Source organism: Leclercia sp. W6 (assembly GCF_003336345.1).
Classification (GTDB): Bacteria; Pseudomonadota; Gammaproteobacteria; order Enterobacterales; family Enterobacteriaceae; genus Enterobacter.
Window position 1 is genome coordinate 247,050 of record NZ_CP031104.1, and the last position, 19,524, is coordinate 266,573.

Below are 19,524 nucleotides of genomic sequence, written 5' to 3' on the forward strand. Positions count from 1 at the left end.
TTTTTATGCTGATTACAGTACCAGTGCAGCGATGGACGCAGACAGGACGCTGACCAGCGTAGAACCGTAGACCAGTTTCAGACCGAAGCGGGAAACCACGTTACCCTGCTCTTCGTTCAGACCTTTAATCGCACCGGCGATGATACCGATGGAAGAGAAGTTAGCGAAAGAAACCAGGAAGACGGAGAGAATGCCTTCGGCGCGCGGGGAGAGGCTACCGGCGATTTTCTGCAGATCCATCATCGCGACGAATTCGTTAGAAACCAGTTTGGTCGCCATAATACTGCCCACCTGCAGCGCTTCGCTGGCTGGCACACCCATCACCCAGGCTACCGGGTAGAAGATGTAACCCAGAATCCCCTGGAAGGAGATACCCAGTACGGCAGCAAACAGGGCGTTCAGCGCGGAGATCAGGGCGATAAAGCCGATCAGCATCGCAGCAACAATCACCGCTACTTTGAAGCCTGCCAGAATGTATTCACCCAGCATTTCGAAGAAGCTCTGACCTTCGTGCAGATTCGCCATCTGTAGGTTCTCTTCACTTTCATCCACGCGGTACGGGTTGATCAGTGACAGAACGATAAAGGTGCTGAACATGTTCAGAACCAGTGCAGCCACCACGTATTTAGGCTCAAGCATGGTCATATACGCGCCCACGATAGACATGGATACGGTAGACATTGCCGTTGCCGCCATGGTGTACATGCGGTTGCGGGACATTTTGCTGAGGATATCTTTATAGGCGATAAAGTTCTCAGACTGACCGAGGATCAGGGAACTTACGGCGTTGAAAGATTCCAGTTTGCCCATGCCGTTCACTTTAGACAGCACGGTACCAATAGCGCGGATGACAATCGGCAGAATGCGGATGTGCTGCAGGATACCGATCAGGGCAGAGATAAAGACGATTGGGCACAACACTTTCAGGAAGAAGAACGCCAGACCTTCGTCGTTCATTTTACCGAACACGAAGTTGGTCCCTTCATTGGCGAATCCGAGCAGTTTTTCAAACATCTCGGAGAAGCCTTTTACAAAGCCCAGCCCCACGTCTGAGTTCAGGAAGAACCAGGCGAGCAATACTTCAATAACAAGTAACTGAATGACATAGCGAATGCGGATCTTTTTGCGATCGCTGCTGACCAGCAACGCAAGCACGGCAACGACAACAAGTGCCAGGACAAAATGTAGGACGCGGTCCATATTTGCTCCAAATATGAGGCAGGTTTAATTTCGCTGCACATTCTATGAAACAAGCGTAAAGAAAACGAGATCAAAGCCACACTATCGTTGAGTCCTGTGACGAGTCTCAAAAATAGTGACATACGATACATTTTCGTTATGTTATGTAAATGAGTTAAAAGTTAAGTTTGTGTGCTACGCTTCACAAAGGCGCGTGCTTCTGCCCGCTATCGATAGACCATTCCAGCCTGCTAATTGTTCTTCGCTATCACTGCAATCACGATAATCCTTCTAAATGAACTTGATAATCATTCGCATTTTGATAGCATTTAACATAGCAAAGGCTATATTACTGAGGCAAAAATGAGCAACAGTCGCGTTGATGAGAGTAGCAGTGGTAGGGCTGCACGCAAAATGCGGTTTGCATTAATGGGACCTGCGTTTATTGCCGCCATTGGCTATATCGATCCCGGTAATTTTGCGACCAACATCCAGGCCGGAGCCAGCTTCGGCTATAAACTTTTGTGGGTGGTAGTCTGGGCCAACCTGATGGCGATGATGATCCAGGTGCTGTCAGCAAAACTGGGCATTGCCACCGGCAAAAATCTCGCGGAGCAGATCCGCGACCACTATCCGCGTCCGCTGGTCTGGTTCTACTGGGTGCAGGCGGAGATTATTGCCATGGCGACCGACCTGGCAGAATTTATCGGCGCGGCGATTGGCTTTAAGCTGATCCTCGGCGTGTCGCTGTTGCAGGGCGCGGTATTAACCGGTATCGCCACCTTCCTTATTCTGATGCTGCAACGACGCGGGCAAAAACCGCTGGAGAAAGTGATCGGTGGCCTGCTGCTGTTTGTGGCGGCAGCCTACATTGTTGAGCTCATCTTCTCTCAGCCTGATCTGGTGCAGTTGGGTAAAGGGATGGCGATCCCGAGCCTGCCGACCACCGAAGCGGTGTTCCTTGCGGCTGGGGTACTGGGCGCGACCATTATGCCGCACGTGATCTATCTGCACTCCTCGCTGACCCAGAATCTGCATGGCGGTTCACGGCAGGAGCGCTACTCCGCGACGAAATGGGACGTTGCCATCGCCATGACCATTGCCGGGTTTGTTAACCTGGCGATGATGGCGACCGCCGCAGCGGCATTCCATTTCAACGGCCATACCGGCGTCGCCGATCTGGATCAGGCGTACCTGACGCTGGAACCGCTGCTGAGTCACGCGGCGGCAACTATCTTTGGCCTGAGCCTGGTGGCGGCGGGTCTCTCTTCCACCGTTGTAGGGACGCTGGCAGGGCAAGTGGTCATGCAGGGATTCGTGCGCTTCCACATTCCTTTATGGGTGCGCCGTTCGATCACGATGCTGCCGTCGTTTGTGGTGATCCTGATGGGACTGGATCCGACCCGCATTCTGGTGATGAGCCAGGTCCTGCTCAGTTTTGGTATTGCACTGGCGCTGGTGCCGCTGCTGGTCTTTACCAGCGACAAGAAGCTGATGGGCGATCTGGTTAACAGTAAGACGGTGAAACGGACGGGGTGGGCGATCGTCGTGCTGGTGGTGGCGCTGAATCTGTGGTTACTAATCGGGACCGCATTGGGATTGTAAAAAAGGCGCCGGGAGGCGCCTTTTTCGTATCAGTGACGGTGACCGTGTCCGCCGTGACCATGCCCGTGACCGCGGCCTCGTGGGCCTCGATGATCGTCACGATCGCTCCAGCCTGCGCGATAGCCGCGCTCATAGGCTTTACGTTTATCCCAGCCACGGTGGTAGCCGTTATCATGTCTGTGCCAGCGGTTGCCGCGCCATTCATAATGACGGCGCCAGTAGTCGCGGTCACGCCAGCCGCCGCCGTCCCAGTAGTTACCGTAATTATCACGATCGCCAATTTGTAATTTTATGGATGGCAACAGGGTGATTTCGCCAGCATTAGCGACCAGCGGGGCTGAAGCCAGTAATACTGCTGCCAGAATCAGAGACCTGAACATGGTTATTCTCCTTCACGATCGGAGCCGTAATCGGCTTGTTAAAGCAATATTAAGGGGCGGTAAAGTCCCGGATAATCGCTTTAACTCCTAATTCAGAAGGCGTAGCACTTTTTGCTAAAAGTGCTTTTAATTTACACTGTTCAGAATCGCGTCGATTTCGTTCAGCTCCTCAGGCGTGAAGTGGCGGTTCGCCAGCGTTCCCACGGCATCATCAATTTGCGCCGTTTTGCTGGCGCCAATCAGCACCGAAGTGACGGCCTCCTGGTGTAACACCCAGGCCAGCGCCATCTGCGACAGCTTCTGGTTGCGGCGTTCCGCCAGGGCGTTAAGCTGACGCACTTTCGCCAGTTTCTCTTCGGTGAGCTGATCCGGATTGAGGAACCGGCTCCCGCTGGCGGCGCGGGAATCTGCCGGAATACCGTTCAGATAGCGGTCAGTCAACTGCCCCCCGGCGAGCGGCGAGAAGGCAATGCAGCCTACCCCTCTATCCTTCAGTACATCCAGTAAGCCCGCTTCCGGGGTGCGTTCAAACATCGAGTATTTCGGCTGATGGATAAGGCAGGGCGTGCCTAAATCATCGAGGATCTCAATGGCCTGGCGAGCCAGCTCTGCCGGATAATTGGATAGCCCAACGTACAGTGCCTTGCCCTGACGCACGACATGGTCTAACGCTTTCATCGTCTCTTTCAACGGCGTTTCCGGGTCCGGACGGTGATGATAGAAAATATCGACATACTCCAGGCCCATCCGCTTCAGGCTCTGATCGAGGCTGGCAATCAGATACTTACGCGAGCCCCAGTCGCCGTAAAGGCCCTCCCACATGGTATAGCCCGCCTTGGTTGAGATGATGAGTTCATCGCGCCAGGCGCTGAAATCTTCCTGCAAAATCCGTCCAAAGTTACGCTCTGCGGAACCCGGCGGTGGACCGTAGTTATTGGCAAGGTCGAAGTGCGTAATCCCCACATCGAAGGCACGATGTAAAAGTTGACGGCTGTTTTCGATCAACGTGGCGTCGCCAAAGTTATGCCACAGCCCCAGGGAGATGGCAGGGAGCTTGAGACCACTTTGCCCGCATCGTTGATAATTCATTGACTGGTAACGGTTTTGATTCGCCTGATAAACCATGAGACTTGCCCCTCTGCGTCAGAATGTCATTCAGTGTATACGTTTACACTAAACGTCTGGCAGGCAGATTACCTTGCGAAAATACGTAAAGCATTATTTCCATGGGCAGTTTATCGCCATTCCTGGACAGCTATCACGCTTCTTCAATACTCAAATTGAAGTCAACATTATAAGGATAACTGTCATGCAAACCCCCTACACCGTCGCCGATTACCTGCTGGACCGTCTAACAGATTGTGGTGCCGATCATCTGTTTGGCGTGCCGGGCGACTACAATCTGCAGTTTCTCGATCACGTTATCGCCAGCCCGGATATTGGCTGGGTAGGTTGTGCCAACGAATTAAATGCGGCCTATGCCGCCGATGGATATGCGCGCTGCAAAGGGTTTGCTGCGCTGCTGACAACGTTCGGGGTGGGCGAGCTCAGCGCCATGAACGGTATCGCGGGTAGTTTCGCCGAGCATGTGCCGGTTCTGCATATCGTGGGTGCCCCGGGCAGCGCCTCGCAGAAAAAAGGGGAGCTGCTGCACCATACGCTCGGTGACGGCGAGTTTCGTCACTTTTATAAGATGAGTGAGCCCGTTACCGTCGCCCAGGCGCTCCTGACTGAACAAAACGCCTGCTATGAAATCGACCGGGTCCTGACCCAGATGCTCCGGGAGCGCCGTCCGGGCTATATTATGCTGCCTGCCGATGTGGCAAAAAAACCAGCCACGCCGCCTGTCAGCGCGCTCATGGACCGTCTTTATGAGAGCGACAGTTTCCGTCTTGACGCCTTCCGCCAGGCGGCAGAAAAAAGGCTGGCCGCAAGCGATCGCACCGCGCTACTGGCCGACTTTCTGGTCCTGCGTTATGGCCTGAAAAATCAGCTGCAACGTTGGGTGGACCAAACGCCCATCGCCCACGCCACCATGCTGATGGGGAAAGGGATTTTTGACGAGCGCAAACCCGGTTTTGCCGGCACCTACAGCGGCTCCGCCAGCGCAGCCGAGGTTAACGAGGCCATTGAAGGCGCCGATACCGTCATCTGCGTGGGTACGCGTTTTACCGATACGCTTACCGCGGGCTTCACCCACAAACTTACCCATCAGCAGACCATTGACGTTCAGCCCCACGCCTCGCGCATTGGCGATGTCTGGTACACCGGGATCCCCATGATCCAGGCCATTGAGGTGCTCTCCAGTCTCTGCCATCAGTATGCCCAAACCGGGAATACGCCCCGCCCGGCGAGACAGCTGCATGCGGTTCATCCCGGCTCGCTGACGCAGGACAGCTTCTGGAAAACGCTGCAAACCTATATTCGTCCGGGAGACATTATTCTCGCCGACCAGGGAACCTCGGCCTTTGGTGCTGGCGCGCTGCGTCTGCCGGATGAGGTCAATTTTATCGTGCAGCCGATCTGGGGATCGATTGGCTACACTCTGGCCGCCGCCTACGGTGCGCAGACCGCCTGCCCGGATCGTCGCGTGATTGCCATTACCGGCGACGGTGCGGCGCAGCTCACTATCCAGGAGCTGGGCTCCATGCTGCGGGACAAGCAGCGCCCGGTGATCATGGTTCTGAATAACGAAGGGTATACGGTGGAGCGCGCTATTCATGGCCCGAACCAGCGCTATAACGACATAGCGCTGTGGAACTGGACGCAGATCCCGCAGGCGCTCAGCCTGGATTGTCAGGCCGAGTGCTGGCGGGTGAGCGAGACGGTGCAGCTGGAAGAGGTGCTGGAGAGAGTCGCGCATCCACAACGGCTGTCGTTAATTGAGGTGATGTTGCCGAAAGCCGACGTTCCGCCGCTGCTGAGCGGCATTATCCAGGCGCTGGAAGCACGTAAAAGCGCCTGATTACTTCTCATCGTTCCAGGCTGCCATCATCGGTCTGCCCGCCAGCAACAGCCAGGCGGGCAGCATCACGATACAGAGCAGCGGCAGCAGGGTGGTGTCCGGCACCACCACTGCCGCCATAAACAGGCTTAGCCACGCATCCCGGGTGACAACCAGCACCAGCCCCATAATCGAACAGGAGATGGTGATCGCCAAGGGAACAGCCTCTACATGTTCATGCAGCATCAACCCCAGCGCCGCGCCGACGAACACCGCCGGGAAAATGCGCCCGCCGCGAAAACCGCACGCCGCAGCCACCACCAGTGCCGCCAGTTTTATCAGCGCAAAGAGCAGATAATCTGACACGCTGAAGATCTGACTGAAGGCCATCTGCTGCATCTCATCCAGCCCCTTAAACAGGGTGATGTTGCCTCCGATTGCCCCAAGGATCCCCAGAATAAATCCGCCAGCGCCAAGAATAAGGACCGGGTGCTTCAGACGATGCATCAGACGGTGCAGGCGTGGCAGACACCAGACCGCCACCATCCCCAGCGCGATAGCGATGGCGGCGACAATCGCGCCGCTAAAAATATCGACCATCTGCATCTGGCTGTAGTGAGCAACGGGCAGCGAGAAGTGAGGATGAAAAAAGAGGCTGGTGGTCAGGGCTCCGGCGGCGGCGGATAAGAGCGGGGCGAACAGACGATCCCAGAGCGGGATCTCCGGATTGCCGCTCAGGGTCTGGGAAAAAATCAGCGCCGCCGCAACAGGCGTGCCGAACAGCGCCCCGATGGTGCCGGCAGAGGCGAGAATGGTCCAGTCGAGGGCGTTCACCCGGGGGAACGCCCGCGCTCCTATGGCGACGGCCAGGGCGATGTTTACCGCCATCACCGGATGCTCAGGCCCAAGGCTGACGCCGCCCGCCAGACCAATAATCAGGGCGATAATCAACCCGGGCAGGGCAGCGGCATCTACCGGCGCGCCAATTAGCGGCTCTACGGCCGGATCTGGCCCGGCATGTCCCGGGCTGTAGCGTATCACCAGTCCTACAGCGATACCGGTAAGCGTCAGGATTAAAATAACCCATACCGGCGAGCTTGCGTTAAGGCCGAGGGAAGCCGGTAATGAGGCCCACAAAATCGATTGCAGCACGGAGGCGACCTTCATGATCACAATCAGGATCAGGCTGGATGCAACGCCAATAATCAGCGCAGGAGGGGCCAGCAGCAGCATCGTTCTGGCTCGCGGATGGAGCATGATGATTTCCTTGTTAAAAAGAGCTGTCTGTACTTTGCACGTTCAGCCTTATGGCAATAGTGCAAATGGTGCTGAAACGGTAAAGTTATTCTGTGATGAAGATCGATAATCCTGGGGTGCTTTTATTCAGGTCGTTGTTGTTCACGGGCCTTGAATTTAGAGTGTGCCAAACAGTTATTTTGACTTTAGCGGAGCAGTAGAAGAATGACAAAGTATGCTTTGGTAGGTGATGTAGGGGGGACTAACGCGCGTCTGGCGTTATGTGACGTCAACACCGGCGAAATCTCCCGCGCCAAAACCTATTCCGGGTTGGATTATCCCAGCCTGGAAGCGGTGGTTCGTGTCTATCTGACGGAGCATGATGTCAGCGTTGAGGATGGCTGTATCGCCATTGCCTGCCCGATTACCGGTGACTGGGTGGCGATGACCAACCACACCTGGGCATTCTCTGTCGCCGAAATGAAGGCCAACCTCGGCTTTGCCCATCTGGAAATTATTAACGACTTTACCGCGGTGTCGATGGCGATCCCGATGTTAAAGCCGGAGCATCTGATCCAGTTCGGCGGCACCGAGCCGGTTGAAGGTAAGCCCATTGCCGTCTACGGCGCTGGCACCGGCCTGGGGGTTTCCCATCTGGTACACGTCGACAAGCGCTGGATCAGCCTGCCGGGTGAAGGCGGACATGTCGATTTCGCGCCAAACAGCGAAGAAGAGGGTATCATCCTCGAAGAGCTGCGCGCGGAGATCGGCCACGTCTCGGCGGAGCGGGTGCTCTCAGGTCCGGGCCTGGTGAACCTTTACCGGGCGATCGTGAAATCCGATGGCCGTCTGCCGGAAAATCTGCAGCCGAAAGATGTGACCGAACGCGCGCTGGAAGATAGCTGCACCGACTGCCGTCGTGCGCTCTCGCTCTTCTGCGTCATCATGGGGCGTTTTGGCGGCAACCTGGCGCTGAACCTGAGCACCTTTGGTGGGGTCTATATCGCGGGCGGGATCGTACCGCGCTTCCTCGACTTCTTTAAATCGTCCGGTTTCCGCGGCGGGTTCGAAGACAAGGGTCGCTTCCGCGATTATGTCCGGGATATTCCGGTGTACCTGATTGTGCATGACAATCCGGGTCTGCTGGGCTCTGGCGCGCATCTGCGTCAGACTCTGGGCCAGGTACTGTAATGGCTTCTCCCCGGTGACGTCTGTTCACCGGGGCATTCCCTTCACAGGTGCATCAGCTGGCGAAACTCTTTCACCTTGCTGCGACTCACCGGCACCTGAAAATCGAGATCCTTCAGCCGCAAAATGTAGGTGTTGTTGAACCAGGGTTCGATCTCGCGGATCTTGTTCAGATTGACGCAAAACGAGCGATGGCAACGGAAGAAATGGCTCGCTGGCAGCTTGCTGCAAAATTCGGTGATGTTCATCGGCATGACGAACGACTCGCGGCGGGTGTAGACGAAGGTCATCTTCTCATGCGCTTCGGCATAATAGATATCGTTCATCGGCGTCACGATGATGCGTTCATCCTTGATCAAATTGATGGTGTCATTTTCACGCATGACCGGTGAGGCCGCGACCTGTTCCGCGCCGGACTGCTGGTGCCAGGCGTGTTCCAGCTTCTGCAGCATGCTGACAATCCGCGACTCCTGGTACGGCTTCAGAATATAGTCGAACGCTTCCAGCTCAAAAGCCTCCACCGCATGCTCTTTCCACGCGGTGACAAAGACAATAAACGGCTTACTGGCAAACTGGCTGATGTTTTGCGCCAGCAATACGCCGTCCAGAGAGGGAATATTGATATCCAGAAATATGGCGTCAACCCGGTTCTGCTGCAGAAATTTCAGCACGTCCAGACCATCTTCAAAGGTGCCGACGATCTCCATCTGGCTGTGTTCTTTAATCAGCCAGCTCAGCTCCTGTTGAGCGAGTATTTCATCTTCCACAATGATGACTTTCATGCGTCACTCCCTCTAAGGCAACAACAACGTCTGGGCATGAACGGCGGCGCGTTCGTTAGGAACATAAAACGCGATCTCGGTACCCGGCTCAAGGCGGCGAATATGTAGTCCTTCGCCATAAAGCAGCTTAACGCGGTGATGGACATTGAGCAGACCAATTTTATTGCCGGGCATCTCATTTGCCTCTACCCGTTCAATCACTTTCGGGTCGATCCCGTGGCCGGTGTCGCGCACCGCCACCCGCACGCGGTTACCGCATTCGGCCACGCTGATGGTAACCACGCCTTTACCCTTGCGCGGCTGAATGCCGTGGACAATAGCATTCTCCACCAGCGGCTGGATCAGCAGGCTTGGGATCACGCAGTTCACCTCTTCATCAATGTCATAGATGACGGTGAGCTTATCGCCAAACCGCGCCTGCTCGATGGCGATGTAATCCTTGATCTGATAAAGCTCTTTTTTGATGTCGATCTGCTCGTCATCTTTCAACTCAATGTTGTAGCGCAGATAGCGCGACAGATTGAAGATCAGCTGGCGGGCGGTGTCCGGATTCAGGCGGATCGACGAGGAGATGGCGTTCAGCGCATTGAACAGGAAATGGGGATTAATTTTACTCTGCAGGGCGCGCAGCTCTGCCTTGTTTGCCATCTCCCGCAGCTGCTCGGCACGGGAGACCTCCAGCTGAGTGGAGATAATCTGCGACAGCCCGACCGCCATCTCCTGTAAGGTCGATGTGATCTGGTGCGCGTGGCAGTAGTAAATTTTTAGCGTGCCGGTGACCACCCCTTTTTCCCACAGCGGGATGACAAGCATGGAGTGGATCTCCGGGGTGCGGTGGGCCTCATCGTTATTCTTAATGATGATCTTGCCGCCGCTGATTGCCTGGCGGGTGGTGGGGCTGATGGTATCATCATTATCCCGGTAGTTTGTTTCACCCACGCCCACGTAGGCGAGCACCCGGTCAATATTGGTGATGGCCACCGCATCAGCGTCGATGTCGCGGCGGATGATGTCGCATACCTGGCGCAGCGATTCAGCGTTAATGTCGCGAAACAGCGGCAGCGTCTTATTGGCAATATCCAGCGCCAGCTTGGCCTGCCGGGCGGCGCTGGCCTCTTTTTCGCTTTCCACGCTCTGCACCAGCAGCACGATAAAGCCGATGCACACGGTGCCGAGGATCATCGGGATACCGATTTTTGACACAATATCCAGTCCCAGTTCGGTGGTCGGGGCCCAGGCCACCACCAGAATCATGGTCATCGTTTCACAGATCATCCCACCGATAATACCCGCCCGCCAGTGCTGCTTTTTGGGGAAGGTGCGGTTGATCCAGCCCGACATCACGCCCGCGATAACGCAGGTGATCAGACAGGGAACCGCCGTTACGCCGCCGATATCGATCAGGTAGCGGTGAAGTCCGGCGATAACACCGGTGATAATGCCCACCCAGGGGCCAAACAGGATCCCCCCTGACATCACGGCAATAATACGCACGTTGACCAGCGAACCTTCCACCGGCACCCCGGACCAGGTGCTGAACAGGGCAAACATCGAGAAGATGACGGTGACCGCCAGCAGCTCGCGCGGCGAGTAGGCTGACTTATGCAGCAGCTCGCGGAACAGGCGGATGCGAATGAGGAAAAACAGGCAAATCAGCATTAACGCCGCGCGATCGAACACCGCCAGCAGCATATTGAATATTTCGTGCACGGGTAAACCTGGGAAAAGAGGAAAGAACCATGATAAAAAACCTGACGCTCAATGACCAGCCATCCCGCTCTTTTATAAAATGGGGATAAACCACGTTAATCAAAGGGGATTGTATCTCAGGTCGCATAAGCGAGCAGAAAAGCTAAAAAGCCACCCGGAAGTCGTAACTGTAATGATATTAAAATGTTAACAAAATAACATTCCTGATGCCTCTTTTCATTTTTACTTCCGGTTTTTGTTTAAGCAGTGTTCCCGTTTTAGCGCTACGCTTTTTTTTATTTCTTCCCCCTCGACAAGGCGAATTTTTTCAGGTTATTTTCTAAACACGCCACATCCGTGGCGACGTCGCTCGGACGGTCCGGGCGCTAACGTAATCTGAGGAATTTATGGCTGACTCCAGTCCTGAACGCCGTTTTTCGCGTATCGATCGTCTTCCCCCGTATGTGTTTAACATTACTGCTGAATTGAAAATGGCTGCGCGTCGGCGCGGCGAAGACATTATCGATTTCAGTATGGGTAATCCGGACGGCGCTACGCCGCCCCATATCGTGGAAAAACTCTGCACCGTCGCCCAGCGCCCGGACACGCATGGTTACTCAACCTCTAAAGGGATTCCGCGTTTACGCCGCGCCATTTCGCGCTGGTATCAGGAACGCTATCAGGTGGAGATCGACCCCGAGAGCGAAGCCATTGTCACCATCGGTTCAAAAGAGGGGCTGGCGCATCTGATGCTGGCGACGCTGGATCATGGCGACACGGTGCTGGTGCCGAACCCCAGCTACCCGATCCATATTTACGGTGCGGTCATTGCCGGTGCGCAGGTGCGCTCTGTGCCGCTGGTTGAAGGCGTCGACTTTTTTAACGAGCTGGAACGCGCCATCCGGGAAAGCTATCCGAAGCCGAAGATGATGATCCTCGGTTTTCCTTCCAACCCGACCGCCCAGTGCGTGGAACTCGACTTCTTTGAGAAAGTGGTGGCCCTGGCTAAGCGCTACGACGTGCTGGTGGTGCATGACCTGGCCTACGCCGACATTGTGTATGACGGCTGGAAAGCGCCGTCGATCATGCAGGTACCCGGCGCGCGGGACGTTGCGGTGGAGTTTTTCACCCTGTCGAAAAGCTACAACATGGCGGGCTGGCGTATCGGCTTTATGGTCGGCAACAAGACGCTGGTAAACGCGCTGGCACGTATCAAAAGCTACCACGACTACGGCACCTTTACCCCGTTGCAGGTAGCGGCCATTGCTGCGCTGGAAGGCGATCAGCAGTGCGTGAAGGAGATTGCCGCCCAGTACAAACGCCGTCGCGATGTGCTGGTCAAAGGGCTGCATGAGGCGGGTTGGATGGTGGAGATGCCGAAAGCTTCGATGTACGTCTGGGCGAAGATCCCGGAGGCCTACGCCGCGATGGGGTCGCTGGAGTTTGCCAAAAAACTCCTGCAGGATGCGAAAGTGTGCGTCTCCCCGGGGATTGGCTTTGGCGACTACGGCGATACGCACGTGCGTTTCGCGCTGATTGAGAACAGCGATCGTATCCGTCAGGCGGTGAGGGGCATTAAAAGCATGTTCCGCGCCGACGGACTGTTGCCCCAGGTAACAAAGACCACGCCAGAGCAGGCGGGTCAGTAACCCCAAAAAAAAACAGGCGCCTTGGGCGCCTGTTTTTTTGACTACATTTTCTTTGCTCAGTTCATCATCAGGGCAAACGTACCGACCCATGCGAACAAAATCACTGAAAAACCCATAAAGAAATATTTCACGTTCATCGCTCCGCGTATTTCGTGATACGCAATAAAAAACAGAGTCCAACTGAGTATAGAGAGGTGAAGTCAGTCTAGGGCGGAAATGAGAATTATCCCGTTTCAGCGACGACTCCAGCTCAGAATTCTGTGCTTTCAGGTAGCCAGACGGCGCTAATGTACGCTTAAATTTCGGGAGTGACAAGAGGCATTTTTCTAAATAATTTCCACGACTTACGAGTGTCGTGGAACGGCGACAGTTTAATTTCGGCAGGTAATAAATTGTCCTTCAGCAAGATAGCCTGCTAACGATAAACCTAAGTGATTACAGGTGATTGAAAAGGTTAGTTTCTAAAAGAAACTAACCTTCGACGGGGTTAAAGATAGAGGGAAGCGTGCCCCACAGGACGCGTTTTAAAACGGCGATGCACCCATAAATACTGTTCCGGCGCACGCATGATCTCGCTCTCGATCACACTGTTGATGTAAGCCGCGGCGGCCGCCTCTTCCTGGGGATAGTTCTCCATCTCCGGCATGATAAACAGGCGATAACCGCTTTTATCGTCTTTTCTGACCATGGTAACCGTCAGCATCACCGACTTTGAAAGACGGTGAATCACAAATGTGCCGTTTGTGGTGGCCACCTCCTTTACTGCGAAGAAGGGGGCGAAGCTGCTGCCATTGCGGCCATAGTCCTGGTCCGGAGCAAACCAGACCGCTTCGCCTTTTTTCAGGGCGCTAACCAGCCCACGTAGATTATTGCGGCTGATCATCGCCTTATTTGAACGCATGCGCCCGCACGTCTGCACCCACTCCATCAGGGCGCTATTGTGCGGACGATAAGTAGCCATCATGGGCTGGCACAACCCCATCACCCGGCCACCCAGCTCCAGCGACGTAAAGTGAACGCCGATCACCATCACCCCGCAGTTTTTCGCCTGCGCGCGCTGCAAATTTTCCAGGCCTTCAACGTCAAACCATTTACGTACCCGCGAGTCCGGCCAGAACCAGGCCATTCCCGTTTCCAGTAACGCCATGCCGATAGATTTAAAATTTTCACTAATGAGATGATCGCGCTCTGCAGGGGAGAGCGCCGGAAAACAGAGTTCGAGGTTTCTGCGCGCGATAGATTCACGGCGCTTCAGAAAACGACGCGAGAGGCTTCCGAGACCGGCACCCAGCCAGCGCAGCGCCGGATAAGGTAATTGCACGAGCAGCCACAGGACGCCCAGACCAAACCACGTAAACCAGTAACGCGGATGCAGAAGCGTGCGCGTGAATTTGCATTGAGACAAGATAAAACGACCTTTGTGAAGAGTATGTTGGTAGCCCCAGACTGGCGCTACGCCGGAATGTTAATAAGACCCGCGGTAATCGTATTGGTTCATGGCTGAAACCGTACATGCCCGGAGTCTGAAAAAACGGCAATTGGCGTTGGGCGGCGTAATGTAGCACTGATATATCTTAACTGCTAACACTACTTTTCGATCAAAAAATAACCGGTAAAATCGCTAAAACAGGAGGCTATTTTTATCCGCATTAAGAGGCTATTCATGAGGTCTTTCATATCCAAAATCAAAGCCGAGCAGCACGTTCTGGCGTAAGGCGTGATTTAACGGATAGCTGTAACTCTGCCCGATGCTGACCGTATGGATCAGCCGCAACAGCGTGCCGCCGCTGAGGGATGCGGGGGTATCGGTGATCGTCACTTCCGCTCCCTGCAATGCGTGCCGCAGCGACTGATAGGCCGGAGAAGCCGTAATGCTGTTGTTCGTCACGCTGCACAGGCCGAGCAGCAGGCAGATTAATAGCACCGGGAAGATCAGCGGATGGCGGTTGAGCAGGCGAACGGGCCGCCAGGGGGTGACAGAGAGCAGGGCGGCACTTAACGGGAGAAGCAGCAGATAGAGCAGTTTTGCCAGGTGGGTGAGGGCGCCGAGCAGGGAGAACATCAGCGCAATGGGAGGCACAATCACCGCCCGCGCCGCATCCTCGCCCCGTTTTTCATTTGCTCCGCCTGCACCGTAGCTGGTCAGCGCAGCCTGCAGGCGGGGGAGTTGCTGTTGCACGGCGTAGTCAAGATGGGGAGCCTGCAGCGCCAGGGCGAACTGTTTCAGGGCGTCCTCTTTCGGATATTCAGGCTGCACCCGGGTTTGCAGCGGCAGGGCCAGCTTTTCCCGCAGCCTTTTCTGTACCGGTTCCAGCATGAAAAATGTCTCCCAGTCGAGGCGGGCCGGGATTGTCACCCCATGATAAAGCCCATTTTTCCGGGTATCGCTGTTATAGCCGAGATAGTCGTTATAAATTTCTGCGCGCGCGGCCAGCCAGAGTTTGTAATAGCCGAGGAGCCCGCCCTCCTGAACGCTGATGCTGTCGCGCAGGTTTTGTGCCGCCTCTCGCTCAAGCAGTTCGTGATAGCGGCTGACCGAACTCATAAGCAGCGGCAGCATCGCCAGAAACGCTTTTCCGGATGGACTGGTCCAGGTTTCGCGCTGGCTGCCATCGTCATCAAGCGGGATCCCCGCCAGCGTCTGGTGCCCGTCAATTAAGGAGTGCTGATAGAGCTGCGCCAGCATCGACTTCTGGCGAAACTCGCCGGTGCTTTGGGCAACCTGGCGCTCAATAACCCACTCCACCGTTTGCCATGTCACCACGCCGGTGAGCAGACAGAGCGAGAACACCATGCCTGCCACCCAGGGAGCGGGAAACGCAATGTCGCGTTTTTTCAGCCAGGCGTTGCACGCCAGCAACAGCTGGAATACCAGCAGCGCGGCGGCGATGGCGGTTAGGGCCCGACCATAGCGCTCCATATTGTGGATATCGTCGGGGGTGGAGAGACTTCCCACCAGATCGAGCAGGCGCGAGTTAAAGGCCAGCTCGCAGATGAGGTAGGTGAGGGTGAGGAGAATAACCACCGCGTTTTGCCACAGCGGCAGCGTAGGGCGCTTAATATCAGCCCGGTTTTCCAGTTCACCGAGAGCGCGTTCCGTCATGATTTCAGCTCCAGGCTGGTTTGACGGGTGATCGCAGGTTGCCAGATCTGCTCCGGCAACGAGTTATCCAGCACCGGCACGACCCGGGGCGCGGGCGGTTCTGCGGCTTTAACCTGAGGCCGTTTTTTTACTTTTACGGGCGGCGCAGGGGGCGCTTCTGGCGCGTTCAGGAACGATTCAGGTGCGCTATACGCGGGCTGCACAGGCGCAGGGCGAACATATTTCGGCGCTACGCGCGCCCGGCTGGGATTCTTATCATGGCTAGCACAACCGCTTACGCTCAGAAGCAGCGTTAACAATACCACCCCGCAGCGGGGCATTTTTTGCAGTGGCACGCTCATCAGTTTGTCCTGACTCTGTCGCACAGCGGAGTGACGTCTTTTAAATGTAATCGGGAATTTTAATTCAGGTAGTTGTATCGCTTAAAAATTCTGCTTACCTCCCGGCCAACTGAGCCAGCGGCATGATCAGCCTGCATTCACCCTCCTCAATGACGGCGCGCCAGCCCGCATCGGACGCCTCTTCCCGGGTAATAGGCATACCCTGCGCGGTCAGCTGCGCGATCAGATCCGCAAATTCCGCCCCGGTCACCGGGCGGGGCTGCCAGAAGGTCTGTTTATTGTCGGTCAGGATCGGCAGAAGCGCGATCTGCGGTTGCGAGGCGCCGAGCAGCAGGCGGACGACAAAGCCATACGGCGGCACGCCGCGCGACTGGTATTCACCGTTACTGTTAAACACCCCGTTGCCGATGCTGTAGACCACCAGACTTTCGCCCAGTCGTACCGCCTCGCCTGCCATGTGCGGCCCGGAGCCAATAATCAGGTCGGCTCCGGCCTCGCAGAGACGCTGTGCCAGCGCCCGCTGTCCCACCGTTGTCCACTGGTAATCTAGCCCCCAGTGAGCGAGCACAATAGTGGTGGCTGGCCGGGGGCGTGCTTTCTCCAGACGCAGCTGTTCAGCCAGGCCGCCGCTCAGGCAGGCGACCCCTGCCCGACGTGGGCGGGCATAAAAGGCGCAATCCTGCTCCATGTAGCGTCGGTACCAGTAGGCGCTGAAAATCTTGTACTGTCTGCCGCCCACCGTCAGCACCAGCGGAGCGTGGGCCTGCTGCGCATTGCGTCCGGCGCCGATGCAGGCAATGCCGCCGCCGACAAACGCCGCCAGGGTGCTCTCCAGCCCCGGCAGTCCGGCATCCATGGCGTGATTATTGCCAAGGGCCACCGCGTCGATACCCTGTTTACGCAGGGCGGTAACCGAGGCGACCGGATCCCCGGTCAGGCAGAACGGCTTTCGGCCTTCCAGACTGGCGCGCAGATCGGTGGCGAGGGCCGCCTCAAAGTTGGCAAGAGTGAAGTCGCTACCGCGCAGCAGGGGGGCGATGCCCAGAAAGCTGTGATCGTAGCCGTAACGTTGCAGGGCATCATCCAAACCCCGCGCCTGGCGCTTGCGGGTATACCACTCGCCAAAATAGGTATCGCCCAACAAGGTGAGGGTCGCCACAGGTTTGTCGATGTGCCGTTCGACGGGCACCGGTGCGGGCTCTGCGCCATCCACTCCGGCCAGGAGCCCATCCAGCAGATAGTCGAGATGAAAGGCATCATCCGCCCCGGCAGCGCAGGCCAGCCAGAGTTCGCCTGCGATCCACTGCAGCGCAACGCCCCAGCGTCCGGCGCAGAATTGTCCCCATGCGCTGCCGTTGCTGTGCAGGTTGCCGCTTTTACGGTACACCCGCTCGCCTATAGCCGCCTCGTGCTCACCCAGCCACGTAAGCCAATGCGGGTAGCGCAGCTGAAAATGGTGCATCAGCCTGGCGATATCCGTAAGCGTGGTGCGCTGGCCGGGGCGGGGACGACCGGAGACGTTATTGATATGGGTGTGGCGCATCTCCAGCTGGTCAACAAGGCTGCGCAGCGCCTTCAACGCCTCCGCGCTACTGCCTGCCAGCGTTTCCGCCAGATGAATGGCGGCGTCGCAGGCGTTGTGGATGAGCATTCCCTGCACCAGCGATTTCACGGTTGTCGTGCTCCCCCGTTGCAGGCCAAGAGCCGGATTGCCCTGCAGGACGTGGGCAGCGATGCCGTGCATCTCAACAGGCGTCTCAAGGGTTATTTTTTTCGCCAGCAGACGTTCTGCCAGGCAGACGGCCAGCATCAGCTGGCTCAAGTACGTGGGGGCAAAGGTACTGTCGCCCTGCTCAGACAGCCGGGTTTCGCCGGTGGTAAGATTCATCAGCAGACGGGCGGTTTGCCCTTTTGCCAGGGCTGGCGACGCGGTAAGTCGGTGCTTCAACAGGCCGACAACCCGCCTGAAGTCGGAATTACGCACGCTCCCTTTGACCAGCACGATATCGCCGTCGCGCAACGTCGGCGCAGCGGCCTCAACCAGCGCCTCTGCGGTGCTGAAATGGCCGCCGCGAACCTCTTCCGGCAGGGCGTCGTGCAGGGTACGCATCTCGTCACCGTGCAGAAATGCCTGCTGGCAGCTGGCCGCCAGCAGGGACTGCGCCAGCGAGCGGTGGATGGCGGCGGACTGATTCCCAAGGTTAATGATCCGCCCCAGCAGGGCGATCACCCGGCCACCGTCTTCCTGCGCACGCTGGGCGGCCACCTCAAACGCGTTGAGCATCGACAGGTATTCGGCGTTATAGCTGTCATCAATCAGGGTGACAGCCCCGCCGCCCTGCAGCGGCAGCGCGGTAATGCCCATGTGCTGACCATCGCTGCGCCAGGCTTCAAGGCTGGTAACGATCTCCGCCAGGCTCACTCCAAGCAGGTCGGCGGCGATAAGCGAGGCCACCGAGTTAAGCGCGGCGCCCTTGCCCGGCACGGCCAGCCGGTAACTCAGGCTCTGCTGGTGGAGGTTGAGTGTGATCAGGCTGCCGTTGGCATCCTGGGTAAACGCCGAGATCCGTACGTCGGCGGCGGCATCAAACCCGTAGCTGATGATGCGGGCACCGTCGCGGGTAACGCTGGCAGCCACAGTGTTATATCCGGCCATATCACGGTTTAAAATGGCGTAGCCACCCGGAATAAGACCGTGACTGATGCGCGCTTTATAGCGGGCCACATCATCGAGAGAGGTCACCCTCCTGCCCACCTGGGTGATGCCGATTTCGGTGATAATGACGATATGCGGCTTAATGCGCGGGCCGATCCCACCGTTGCGCATCCACAGAGCAGAGATCGCCACTTCCATTACCACCGCCTGCGGATTGCAGACTGCACGCGCCAGCGTGATGGAGGCACCCGTGCGGGTGTTGTGGTTCCCGCGGCTCGCCACTACCGACATGTGGTTTGCCAGAATGCTGTTCAGCATCTCTTTGGTCGAGGTTTTGCCTACCGTACCGGTGATCGCCACCAGCTTGCCGTCCAGCCGCCGCCGGGCTTCTTCTGCAAGCCAAAGCAGGGCCTGATAACTGTTGCCCACCACCAGCTGAGGAAAGTCCGGAGGCAGACCGTCAACCTTGCGCTGGACGATGGCCCCGCAGTAACGAGAGGCGTGGCGGGAAAGCGAAAGATGAGTATCATCCCAGCCAGCGTAAACTCCGGTGTTGCCGGAGCCCTTGTGCCAGGTGTCGGGATCGATGGCGACAAAGAGGCAGGGATGGCCAGGCTGCGCCTTATCATGAAAAAGGATGATGTCAGTGGCGCACCAGCCTGCATCCGGGCGATTATACCAGATGCTACCGGGTAGTTTTTCGAGTTCGGCAGCGGTCCATCCCGGTGCTTGCGTCTCTGCGCGTGGCTGGCGGGGCGGTTTCTGGCTCATA

General features: G+C 56.7%; 15 protein-coding genes. 4 read left to right on the forward strand and 11 right to left on the reverse strand.

Going from position 1 to position 19,524, the window contains the following annotated elements; genetic code table 11:
- Positions 1-12: 12 nt before the first annotated feature.
- Positions 13-1,200, reverse strand: a complete 1,188-nt coding sequence (locus tag DVA43_RS01290; protein ID WP_103180623.1) for a NupC/NupG family nucleoside CNT transporter — start codon at positions 1,198-1,200, stop codon at positions 13-15.
- Between the two features lie 342 nt (positions 1,201-1,542).
- Between DVA43_RS01290 and DVA43_RS01295 the strand changes: the two genes are divergently transcribed.
- Positions 1,543-2,784 (forward strand): Nramp family divalent metal transporter, encoded by a 1,242-nt coding sequence (locus DVA43_RS01295; RefSeq protein ID WP_114314327.1) that lies wholly within the window; start codon positions 1,543-1,545, stop codon positions 2,782-2,784.
- Positions 2,785-2,813: 29 nt separating this feature from the next.
- On the opposite strand, the gene ypeC is transcribed toward DVA43_RS01295, so the two are convergent.
- Together ypeC and mgrA are read right to left on the reverse strand one after the other, a co-directional pair.
- Complete coding sequence (gene ypeC, locus DVA43_RS01300) at positions 2,814-3,164, reverse strand: DUF2502 domain-containing protein YpeC (RefSeq protein ID WP_103824691.1); 351 nt, start codon at positions 3,162-3,164, stop codon at positions 2,814-2,816.
- Between the two features lie 126 nt (positions 3,165-3,290).
- Complete coding sequence (gene mgrA, locus DVA43_RS01305; protein WP_114314328.1) at positions 3,291-4,289, reverse strand: L-glyceraldehyde 3-phosphate reductase; 999 nt, start codon at positions 4,287-4,289, stop codon at positions 3,291-3,293.
- A gap of 184 nt (positions 4,290-4,473) precedes the next feature.
- On the opposite strand from mgrA, the gene ipdC reads away from it, so the two are divergent.
- On the forward strand, positions 4,474-6,129 hold the full coding sequence (gene ipdC, locus DVA43_RS01310; protein WP_114314329.1) for an indolepyruvate decarboxylase: 1,656 nt from the start codon (positions 4,474-4,476) through the stop codon (positions 6,127-6,129).
- On the opposite strand, the gene DVA43_RS01315 is transcribed toward ipdC, so the two are convergent.
- Complete coding sequence (locus DVA43_RS01315; protein WP_114314330.1) at positions 6,130-7,365, reverse strand: ion channel protein; 1,236 nt, start codon at positions 7,363-7,365, stop codon at positions 6,130-6,132.
- A 204-nt stretch (positions 7,366-7,569) separates the two neighbouring features.
- Between DVA43_RS01315 and glk the strand changes: the two genes are divergently transcribed.
- Positions 7,570-8,535, forward strand: a complete 966-nt coding sequence (glk, locus tag DVA43_RS01320) for a glucokinase (protein ID WP_103180613.1) — start codon at positions 7,570-7,572, stop codon at positions 8,533-8,535.
- Between the two features lie 41 nt (positions 8,536-8,576).
- Here glk and DVA43_RS01325 read toward each other — a convergent pair whose 3' ends face one another.
- Both DVA43_RS01325 and DVA43_RS01330 read right to left on the reverse strand, forming a co-directional pair.
- Positions 8,577-9,314, reverse strand: coding sequence for a LytTR family DNA-binding domain-containing protein (locus tag DVA43_RS01325; RefSeq protein WP_114314331.1), 738 nt, complete (start codon positions 9,312-9,314; stop codon positions 8,577-8,579).
- A 12-nt stretch (positions 9,315-9,326) separates the two neighbouring features.
- Positions 9,327-11,024: a sensor histidine kinase gene (locus tag DVA43_RS01330; RefSeq protein ID WP_114314332.1), complete on the reverse strand. Its 1,698-nt coding sequence runs from the start codon at positions 11,022-11,024 to the stop codon at positions 9,327-9,329.
- Positions 11,025-11,410: 386 nt separating this feature from the next.
- Here DVA43_RS01330 and alaC point away from each other — a divergent pair, with 386 nt between their 5' ends.
- Positions 11,411-12,652, forward strand: coding sequence for an alanine transaminase (gene alaC, locus DVA43_RS01335; RefSeq protein ID WP_103824696.1), 1,242 nt, complete (start codon positions 11,411-11,413; stop codon positions 12,650-12,652).
- A gap of 56 nt (positions 12,653-12,708) precedes the next feature.
- Here the strand turns inward: alaC and ypdK are convergent, their stop codons facing one another.
- From ypdK to DVA43_RS01360, 5 genes are all read right to left on the reverse strand, one after another.
- Positions 12,709-12,789: a membrane protein YpdK gene (gene ypdK / locus DVA43_RS25290; RefSeq protein ID WP_197080173.1), complete on the reverse strand. Its 81-nt coding sequence runs from the start codon at positions 12,787-12,789 to the stop codon at positions 12,709-12,711.
- A 350-nt stretch (positions 12,790-13,139) separates the two neighbouring features.
- The gene (gene lpxP, locus DVA43_RS01345; RefSeq protein ID WP_114314333.1) at positions 13,140-14,060 is read right to left on the reverse strand and encodes a kdo(2)-lipid IV(A) palmitoleoyltransferase; all 921 of its coding nucleotides are present in this window, start codon (positions 14,058-14,060) and stop codon (positions 13,140-13,142) included.
- A gap of 249 nt (positions 14,061-14,309) precedes the next feature.
- Entirely contained in the window at positions 14,310-15,755 is a 1,446-nt protein-coding gene (locus DVA43_RS01350; protein WP_114314334.1) for a hypothetical protein, read from the reverse strand.
- Positions 15,752-16,096, reverse strand: coding sequence for a hypothetical protein (locus DVA43_RS01355; RefSeq protein ID WP_114314335.1), 345 nt, complete (start codon positions 16,094-16,096; stop codon positions 15,752-15,754). Before DVA43_RS01355 ends, DVA43_RS01350 begins: the two co-directional genes overlap by 4 nt.
- A gap of 94 nt (positions 16,097-16,190) precedes the next feature.
- Positions 16,191-19,523, reverse strand: a complete 3,333-nt coding sequence (locus tag DVA43_RS01360; protein ID WP_114314336.1) for a CapA family protein — start codon at positions 19,521-19,523, stop codon at positions 16,191-16,193.
- Between the last annotated feature and the right edge of the window lies 1 nt (position 19,524).

Excerpts from the sequence above, each read along its gene's own strand:
- DVA43_RS01350 (WP_114314334.1), bottom strand. The coding sequence starts at position 15,755 with ATGACGGAACGCGCTCTCGGTGAACTGGAAAACCGGGCTGATATTAAG.
- DVA43_RS01295 (WP_114314327.1), top strand. The coding sequence starts at position 1,543 with ATGAGCAACAGTCGCGTTGATGAGAGTAGCAGTGGTAGGGCTGCACGC.
- ypdK (WP_197080173.1), bottom strand. The coding sequence starts at position 12,789 with ATGAACGTGAAATATTTCTTTATGGGTTTTTCAGTGATTTTGTTCGCA.
- alaC (WP_103824696.1), top strand. The coding sequence starts at position 11,411 with ATGGCTGACTCCAGTCCTGAACGCCGTTTTTCGCGTATCGATCGTCTT.
- DVA43_RS01360 (WP_114314336.1), bottom strand. The coding sequence starts at position 19,523 with ATGAGCCAGAAACCGCCCCGCCAGCCACGCGCAGAGACGCAAGCACCG.
- mgrA (WP_114314328.1), bottom strand. The coding sequence starts at position 4,289 with ATGGTTTATCAGGCGAATCAAAACCGTTACCAGTCAATGAATTATCAA.
- ipdC (WP_114314329.1), top strand. The coding sequence starts at position 4,474 with ATGCAAACCCCCTACACCGTCGCCGATTACCTGCTGGACCGTCTAACA.
- DVA43_RS01290 (WP_103180623.1), bottom strand. The coding sequence starts at position 1,200 with ATGGACCGCGTCCTACATTTTGTCCTGGCACTTGTTGTCGTTGCCGTG.
- DVA43_RS01325 (WP_114314331.1), bottom strand. The coding sequence starts at position 9,314 with ATGAAAGTCATCATTGTGGAAGATGAAATACTCGCTCAACAGGAGCTG.
- DVA43_RS01315 (WP_114314330.1), bottom strand. The coding sequence starts at position 7,365 with ATGCTCCATCCGCGAGCCAGAACGATGCTGCTGCTGGCCCCTCCTGCG.
- glk (WP_103180613.1), top strand. The coding sequence starts at position 7,570 with ATGACAAAGTATGCTTTGGTAGGTGATGTAGGGGGGACTAACGCGCGT.
- DVA43_RS01355 (WP_114314335.1), bottom strand. The coding sequence starts at position 16,096 with ATGAGCGTGCCACTGCAAAAAATGCCCCGCTGCGGGGTGGTATTGTTA.
- ypeC (WP_103824691.1), bottom strand. The coding sequence starts at position 3,164 with ATGTTCAGGTCTCTGATTCTGGCAGCAGTATTACTGGCTTCAGCCCCG.